Source organism: Bradyrhizobium sp. CCBAU 45394 (assembly GCF_028128655.1).
Taxonomy (GTDB): domain Bacteria; phylum Pseudomonadota; class Alphaproteobacteria; order Rhizobiales; family Xanthobacteraceae; genus Bradyrhizobium; species Bradyrhizobium diazoefficiens.
The window spans coordinates 690937-698878 of sequence record NZ_LBIX01000004.1; the positions used below are offsets into that span (position 1 = coordinate 690937).

Here is a 7942-nt window from a genome sequence, read left to right on the forward strand (position 1 = left end):
CTGGGCTCCTCAGAAAGGCAATGACGTGGCCCGCCCGGCCTACCTCCACCGCCGGCCGGACGGCCGGTACTGCATTCGGATGAGACAGGGGAAACGCGCCCAGGAAATCCATGGCCGCCCCTTGCTCCGTGTCAGCCTCAGGACAGCGAATTTCCAGGAGGCGCGGAGAAGGCTGGTGGTTACCCTCGGATGGGCAATGGACATCGTTCAAGCTCCCGGCCTTGAAACGCCAGGGGACAATTGAGCCGCCGGTGGTCAAGCAGACGGGAGACGTCTTGCTTGCTGCAAAGCGCCGCGTCGACACAGGCGAACTCACGTCCTGATGAGGACGTATCGATAGCCTTCGTCAAAGAGCTGCGCGCCAGTGTCTACGCAGCCGGCAAAGCAAAAGAGAACGTCGCGCCGCCGTCCGGCTCGTTCGCGGCCAGAAGCTCGCCGCCGTGCTCGCGCACAATGCCGTAACTGATCCAGAGGCCGAGTCCCGTGCCCTCGCCGACCCGCTTGGTCGTGAAGAACGGCTCGAAGATGTGGCTGATGTGATCCTTGTCGATTCCCGGACCGTTGTCCGAAATCCGGAACAGGATCTCGTTGCCCTTGCGCGCCGCCGAGACGACCAGCCGCGGCAATTCGGTGTCGCGCATCGCGTCGATCGCGTTCTCGACGAGATTGACGATGACCTGGTGCAACTGTCCCTCGTTGCCGGAGATCCAGAGTTCCGGCTCGAGCTCCATCTGCAGGTCGATGCGCACCTGCTTGGTGCGGACGGCCCACAGCACAGCGGTGTTGATCAAACGCTCGATATTGACACGCTCGACCTCGCCGAGCTTGCTGAAGGAGAGCCGGCGCAGATTCTTCACGATCTCGCTGATCCGGACCGCCCCCTCCATGGTGCCCTCGATCAGCGGGCCGAAATCCTCCATGACCTCGTCGATGCGCAGGCTCTTCTTCAGTGCGGCGAGGTCGCTCGCCCGGCCCTTGCCGTGGATCGCGTCGAGATAGGCGACGATGGCCGCGCGGTAGCGGATCAAGGTGTGAATGTTGCCGTAAACGAAGCTGATCGGATTGTTCAATTCGTGCGCGACGCCGGCGACGAGACGGCCGAGGCTCGCCATCTTCTCCTGCTCGACCAGCTGCCGCTGGGCGCGCTGCAATTCCTGATGGGCCTTGTGCAGCGCCTCATAGGCGCGGCGCAGCTCGCCGATCGGCCGCCCCGTCAGCACCACGCCGATGAAGCGGCCGCGATGATCGTGGCGCGGCGAGCTGTTGATCGCGAACAGATCGGTGCTGCCGCCGTCCGTCGCGAACCTCAATTCACCGTCGACGACGTCGGGCGTGCCGCGCGGCTTCAATAGCGGCACCAGCTTGGCACCGTCGGCGGCATCGATGACGTCGGCGATGTTCCTGCCGACCACGTCCCCGACACTGCGGCCGAGCGCATGCTGGAACGCGGAATTGACCTGCTGCACCATCCCCCTGGCGTCGCAGACGATCAGGATGTCCGAGACGGATTCGATGACGTTGGTGACGAAGGCCTGCGCCTCCTCGAGCTCCGCGTTCTTGTGCTCGAGGTCGACCTCGTAGCGCAACAGGTCCGAATAGACCTCGTCCATCTTGCGGATGACTTCGATCCAGGCGCCTTCGCGCTCGCGGTCGAACTCGATCGCGCCGCCGCTGGTGACCAGCTTGAGCAGCGAATCCGCCTCGCTCGCTTCAGGAGAATGCGTCGCCTTTGGCATTTTTTCTCAGATCATACCTGGACAGCTTGTTCCTGAGCCCTACCCGTGAGAGACCCAGCTCGCTGGCGACACGACTGATGTTTCCGTCGTTCCTCTCCAGGCAGTTCATGATAACCGACTTCTCGAGATCCTCCACCTTGTCTTTCAGCGAGGCCGATCCGTTCAGCCTGCCGTGGGCCGGCAGCGGCGCGGATCGCTTCCCATTGCGGCGGCCGAGCAGCGGCGGTGCGGCCAGCTCGTCCCGGTCGGCGAGCACGGCCATGCGCTGGATCTCATTCTGGAGCTCGCGGACGTTGCCCGGCCAGTGATATTTGCCGAATTCCTCCAGCGCCGAACGCGCGAAGCGCAGATTCGGCCGGTTGAAGGAGCTCTTGACCGCCGACAGCACGCCCTCCGCAATCAGCGGGATGTCCATCGGGCGCTCGCGCAGCGCCGGCATGTGCACCGGGAATGCGGCGAGGCGGTAGTACAGGTCACGCCGGAAGCGGCCGGCCTCGACCTCCGCCTCCAGGTCGCGATTGGTCGCCGCCACCACGCGAACGTCGACCTTGCGCACGCGCTGCGCGCCGAGCGGCCGGATCTCGCTCTCCTGCAGCACACGCAGCAGCTTGACCTGGAACGCCGGCGAGGTCTCGCCGATCTCGTCGAGGAAGATCGTGCCGCCATCGGCGACCTCGAACAGGCCGATGCGATCCTGGTAGGCGCCGGTGAAGGCGCCCTTCTTGCAACCGAACAGCTCGCTTTCCAGGAGCTCGTCCGGCAGCGCGCCGCAGTTCTCGACCACGAACGCCCTGTTGGCCCGCGCCGAGCCGTAATGGATCGCGCGAGCCAGAAGCTCCTTGCCGGTGCCGGATTCGCCGGTGATCAGAACCGAGATATCGTAGTCGGCGGCGCGCCTGCCGAGCTCGATCACGGCGTGCATCGGGCTTTCCGTCGAATGCACGATGCGGTCGAAATCGTAGAGCTGCTTGGCCACTCCGCGCTTGACCGAGACGACCTTCTTGATGTGCCCCGACGTCGCCTTGACGTCGACGCCGGCGGTCTCGGTCTCCTTCTGCAGCCGATAGAGCTGAACCGCCTCCTTGACGGTTTCGACCAGCTGGTCCGGCTGCCAGGGCTTGGTGATGTATTGATAGATGCCGGCCTCGTTCAGTCCCGCGATGATGTCCTCGGACTCCGAATAGCCGGAAATGATCATCCGCACCGGGTCCGGCCAGAGCTCGCGCACGCGCTTCAGGAAGCTCACGCCGGATTCGTGCGGCATCCGCTGGTCGCAGAGGATCGCGTGGACGATCTCGCCCTCCAGCAGCTTCTCCGCATCGGTCGCGTTGCCGACGCAGAGCACCTCGAAATCCTCCCTGAGCACGCGCCGCAACGCTTCCTGCGAGCGAACCTCGTCGTCGACGACGAGAATGGTTCCCTGAATGCTCACGATGACACCGCCATGCCGACAGGCCGACCTGGCGCACGCCTAATACGGTGACCAGCGATGGTCAGCGGCGTGCGCGACTTCGGTACCTTATGGATGAAATTGTAGCGCGCGACATGATAGCTCGGATCGAAGCCGTAGAAATTCAGCTTCATCCGCCGCAGCTCCTCGTCGCGGTAGGATTGCAGGGGCTTTTCGGCCTCATCGGCGGCCCGCCGCTGCCGCTTGGCGGCAAGGCGCGCGGCAAAGCCGGCATCCGACGCCATGGCTGCGCCGCTCTGCACGAGGCTTGCGTCGGCGAGCGCCTCGCCCGACAGCACGCGGTCGACGATGGCGAGGCGCCGGGCTTCCGCCACGCCCATCGGGAGCCGGCATTGCGTGATCCGGGTTGCGTTCGCGGCCCCCGCACGGCGCGGCAGCAGATAGGTCCAGTATTCCGAGCCGTAGAGATTGCCCATGTCCTTGTAATGCGGATTGAGGATGACCTGGTCGCTCGCCCAGACCTCGTCGGCGGCAAGACTCAGGAACACGCCGCCCGCACCCGCATTGCCGCGAATGACCGAGACGACCAGGCGATCGGTGGTCTCGATGATCGCGCGGGCGAGATCGTCGATCGCATTGATGTTGCGCCAGGACTCGTCCGCGGCGCTTTCGGCCGCTTCGATCTCGGCAAGATGGATGCCGTTCGACCAATAGTCGGGGCCGCCGGTCAGCAGCAACACCCTGGTCGGGCGTTCCAGCGCAGCGCGATAGGCGCCGAGCAAGGCTTCGCAGTCGCCGGTCGCCATGGCGCCGTTGTAGAAGGAGAACGCGAGCTCGCCGACCTCGCCATGCTCGCGATATCGGATCGGGGCGTAGCCGCAGCCGGGCCGGTGCGGCAAATACGCCGCCTCCGCGGCGAAGACTTTCGCAGCCGGCAGCTTCAGGCTCTTCGGCGCGAGTCGCCTGACATGGCCGATCCAGACCGCGCCATCGACCGTGGCACGCGCCAGCGCGCCCTCGCATTGCGCGATGACGGTGCCGGGCACGCCGGAGATATCGTGCGCTTCGTGCGCATCGAACAGCCTGACCTCCCGGAAGAACAGGCTATCGACGAGGCCCGGCATGCCATCGGCGCTGTTGATCTTGCGCAGCACGGTCGCGGTGCTGTCGTGCTGCCAGTCGATCGTCCGGTCCGCCTGACGGCAAGGTCCGCGCACGCGAATGCGCGGGTCGCCCACCTGCATCGGCTGCGGGGCTGCCTGTCCGGCTTCGATCGCAGCGACCGCTTCGAGCACGGCCGCGACCGCGCAGGAGGTTAGCTCGTTGCGGTAGATGCTGGACTTGGCCGCGCGCCGCATCGGGAAGCTGCGGAACGCCCAGACCGGACCGGCATCGAACTCGCCATCCGCCTGCAGCACCGTGACGCCCCACTCGGCGACGCCTTCCAGAACCGCCCAGTCGAGCGCGGCCGGACCGCGGTCGCCGGGCGGCCCGGGATGGACGACCAGGCAGCGCACGCTCCGCCAGACGTCGTCGGGGATCGCGCGCTTCAGGAACGGCGCGATCACCAGGTCCGGCCGATGCAGCGCCACGCTCTCGCGCGTGACGTCGGCGTGGATGTCCAGCTCGACCGAAACCTCGTGGCCGCGCTCGCGCAACTCGACATGGAGCCGCTGCGTCAGGCTGTTGAAGGAATGCGATAGCAGCAGGATGCGCATCTCGAAGCCTCAACAGATTCTCGGCAGTTGCTCGCCCGACAGCCAATCGACGATTCGACCGCCGCCGAAGCTCGTTGCCATCTGCACGAAATGATGATCGTCGGCAACGGCCTCGCCAATGTCGGCGGCGTCGCGGCCGAGCGGATGCGCCCGCATCGCGGCCAGCACCGCCCCGGCGGCCTCCGGCGCGACGATCGCGACCAGCTTGCCCTCATTGGCGACGTGGAGCGGATCGAGTCCAAGCAGCTCGCAGGCCGCGGCCACGCCCGGCTTCACCGGGATCGCCTCCTCGAGGAGATGGAAGCCGAGGTTGGACTGCTGGGCGATCTCGTTCAGCGTCGCGGCAAGCCCACCGCGCGTAGGATCGCGCATCAGGCGGATGCCACGACCGCCGGCCTGCACCATCCTGGCGACGAGATCGTGCAGCGACGCCGAGTCCGAGACGATCTCGGTCTCGAAAGCGAGATTCTGCCGCTTGGACATGACGGCGACGCCGTGGTCGCCGAGCGTGCCGGAGATCAGGACGCGATCGCCGACGCGGGCCTTCTCGGCCGACAGATCGAGCCCGTCAGGCACGACGCCGACGCCCGCGGTCGAGATGAACAGGCCGTCGGCCTTGCCGCGCTCGACCACCTTGGTGTCACCGGTGATGATGTGGACGTCGGCCTCGCGCGCCGCCGCCCCCATCGACTCCGCGATCAGCTTGAGGTCGGCGAAGCGAAAGCCCTCCTCGATGATGAAGCTCGCCGAGAGATAGAGCGGCTTCGCGCCGGCCATGGCGATGTCGTTGACGGTGCCGTGCACCGCGAGCGAGCCGATATTGCCGCCGGGAAAGAACAGCGGCGAGACCACATAGCCGTCGGTCGTCATCACCATGCGCCCGGCGCGGACGTCGAACGCCGACTGGTCGTTGCCGCGCGCCAGCCATTCATTGCCGAAGGCTTCGTGGAACAGGCCGGAGATCAACTGCGCCATGGCGCGGCCGCCCGAGCCATGGGACAGGTCGACGCAGCCGTTCCTGATGTCGAGCTTGCGCTGATAGGCCTTCATGACGCCCGCCTCTGCTGATGATCGCGGAAGCGGCCGTAAGTCCAGTGCGCGGCGCAGGCGCCTTCGGAGGACACCATGCAGGATCCCATCGGCGTCTCCGGTGTGCAGACGGTGCCGAACAGCTTGCAATCCACCGGCTTCTTCACACCGCGCAGGATCGCGCCGCATTCGCAGGCCGGATTGTCGTCGACGCGCAGCTCGTTCATGTCGAAGCGGACCTCCGCGTCGTATTTCGCGTAAGCGCGCTTCAGCTTCAACCCGCTATAGGGCACCTGCCCGAGCCCGCGCCACTCGAACTGGTCGCGCAGCTCGAAGATGTCGGACACCTCCTCCTTGGCGCGCAGATTGCCGTCGCGGTTCACGGCGCGGCTGTACTGGTTCTCGACCTCATGCCTGTGCTCGTTGACCTGCCGCACCAGCATCAGGATCGCCTGCATCATGTCGAGCGGCTCGAAGCCCGCGATCACCACCGGCTTGCCGAACTCCTCGGCGAAGAACTCGTAAGGCGCGGTACCGATGATGGTCGAGACGTGGGCGGGTCCGACAAAGCCGTCGATCTCGACGCGGCCGATGTTGCGGATGTCCGGGCTCTCCAGGATGTTCTGCATCGCCGGCGGCGTCAGCACGTGGTTGCAGAACACGCTGAAGTTTTCGAGTTGCTTCTTCCCGGCCAATCGGATCATGACCGCGGTCGGCGGCGTCGTGGTCTCGAAGCCGATGGCGAAGAACACCACCTCGCGCCCGGGATTATCCTCGGCGATCCGGATCGCGTCGATCGTCGAATAGACCATGCGGATGTCGGCACCACGGGCCTTCGCCTTCAGGAGCGATGCGCCCTGCGAACCCGGAACGCGCATCAGGTCGCCATAGACGCACAGGATGATGTTGGGCCGCATCGCGAGCCGGATCGCCATGTCGATGCGTCCGGCCGGCAGCACACAGACCGGACAGCCGGGCCCGTGGATCATCCGTACGTTCGCAGGCAGCATGTCCTCGAGGCCGTAACGCGAGATCGCGTGGGTATGGCCGCCGCAGAATTCCATGAAGCGATAGGGCTTTCGCGGATCGGCTTCCGCGCGGATCGCTTTGGCGAGCCCGAGCGCGATCTCCTTGTCGCGAAACTCATCGGCATATTTCATGACGCGGCTCCCTGTCCCTCGGTGCTGAGCTCGCGCAACAATTCGAGCGTCCGCCTCGCCTCCTCCGGATCGATCTTGGTCAGAGCGTAACCGACATGGATGATCACGTAGTCGCCGACGGCGAGGTCTTCGATCAGGGCGACCGAAATTTCCTTGCTGACGCCGTCGATGGAGACGATCGCCATCTCGTCGGGCAGAAGTTTTGTGACCTCAGCGGGTATCGCGAGACACATCAGGCGGTTCCTTCCTGGCCTTGCGGTTCGAGGAGTTTGAGTGCGGCGATCCAGGCCTGCCCGAGGCTGAGACCGCCGTCATTGGGCGGCATTTGCCGCGGCAACAGCGGCGAGAGACCGGCAGCGATACAGCCGCGCTCAATCTCGGAACTGAGGATCGCGTTGAGAAAGCAGCCGCCGCTCAAGGCGACGGTCGTGATGCCGGTCTCGCGCGCCGCGCGGCCGATCCAGTCGACGCAGGCAGCGGCGAGCGTGCCATGGAACAGCCCGGCCCCGTCGACCGGATCGATGCCCTCGGCCGCAAGCTGCGCAAGCAACGGAAACAGGGACAGCACCCCGTCCTCGATCGTCCAGCCGTCTTTCATGGAGCGCGGCGTGCGAACATGCGCCTCCAGCTTCATCGCGGCTTCGCCCTCATAGCTCTGCACCGGGCAGAGACCGAGCAATCCCGCCGCTGCGTCGAACAGCCGGCCGGCGCTGGTCGTCACCGGCACGCCCGGCTGTTCGAGCATGGCGCAGAGACGTGCGGCCTGCGGCTGCGCCGCGAAACGGGTTGCGATCGCATCGCTGCGGCGAAGGCCATGCAGCACGCTTGCGGCCATGCGCCACGGCTCGCGCGCGGCACGATCGCCACCCGGCAACATCATCGGCGCCA

At 65.9% G+C, this 7942-nt stretch carries 7 protein-coding genes; all 7 read right to left on the reverse strand.

Translation table 11 applies throughout. The annotated features are described in order from the left end of the window. Window positions 1-368 precede the first annotated feature (368 nt). Window positions 369-1736 (reverse strand): sensor histidine kinase, encoded by a 1368-nt coding sequence (locus WN73_RS04020; protein WP_011089662.1) that lies wholly within the window; start codon window positions 1734-1736, stop codon window positions 369-371. Then, complete coding sequence (locus WN73_RS04025; protein ID WP_011089663.1) at window positions 1711-3168, reverse strand: sigma-54-dependent transcriptional regulator; 1458 nt, start codon at window positions 3166-3168, stop codon at window positions 1711-1713. Before WN73_RS04025 ends, WN73_RS04020 begins: the two co-directional genes overlap by 26 nt. Beyond that, a complete protein-coding gene (locus tag WN73_RS04030) occupies window positions 3165-4865 on the reverse strand; it encodes a hydrogenase maturation protein (RefSeq protein WP_271551587.1) in 1701 nt (566 codons plus the stop codon). The genes WN73_RS04025 and WN73_RS04030 overlap by 4 nt, the downstream gene beginning before the upstream one ends. Before the next feature lie 9 nt (window positions 4866-4874). Continuing rightward, the gene (gene hypE / locus WN73_RS04035; protein WP_271551589.1) at window positions 4875-5915 is read right to left on the reverse strand and encodes a hydrogenase expression/formation protein HypE; all 1041 of its coding nucleotides are present in this window, start codon (window positions 5913-5915) and stop codon (window positions 4875-4877) included. Continuing rightward, the gene (gene hypD, locus WN73_RS04040) at window positions 5912-7054 is read right to left on the reverse strand and encodes a hydrogenase formation protein HypD (protein WP_271551591.1); all 1143 of its coding nucleotides are present in this window, start codon (window positions 7052-7054) and stop codon (window positions 5912-5914) included. The genes hypE and hypD overlap by 4 nt, the downstream gene beginning before the upstream one ends. After that, entirely contained in the window at window positions 7051-7287 is a 237-nt protein-coding gene (locus tag WN73_RS04045; RefSeq protein WP_011089667.1) for a HypC/HybG/HupF family hydrogenase formation chaperone, read from the reverse strand. The genes hypD and WN73_RS04045 overlap by 4 nt, the downstream gene beginning before the upstream one ends. Further along, window positions 7287-7942: Kae1-like domain-containing protein (locus WN73_RS04050; RefSeq protein ID WP_442870046.1), on the reverse strand; the 656-nt coding region annotated here is incomplete at its 5' end. The genes WN73_RS04050 and WN73_RS04045, both read right to left, overlap by 1 nt.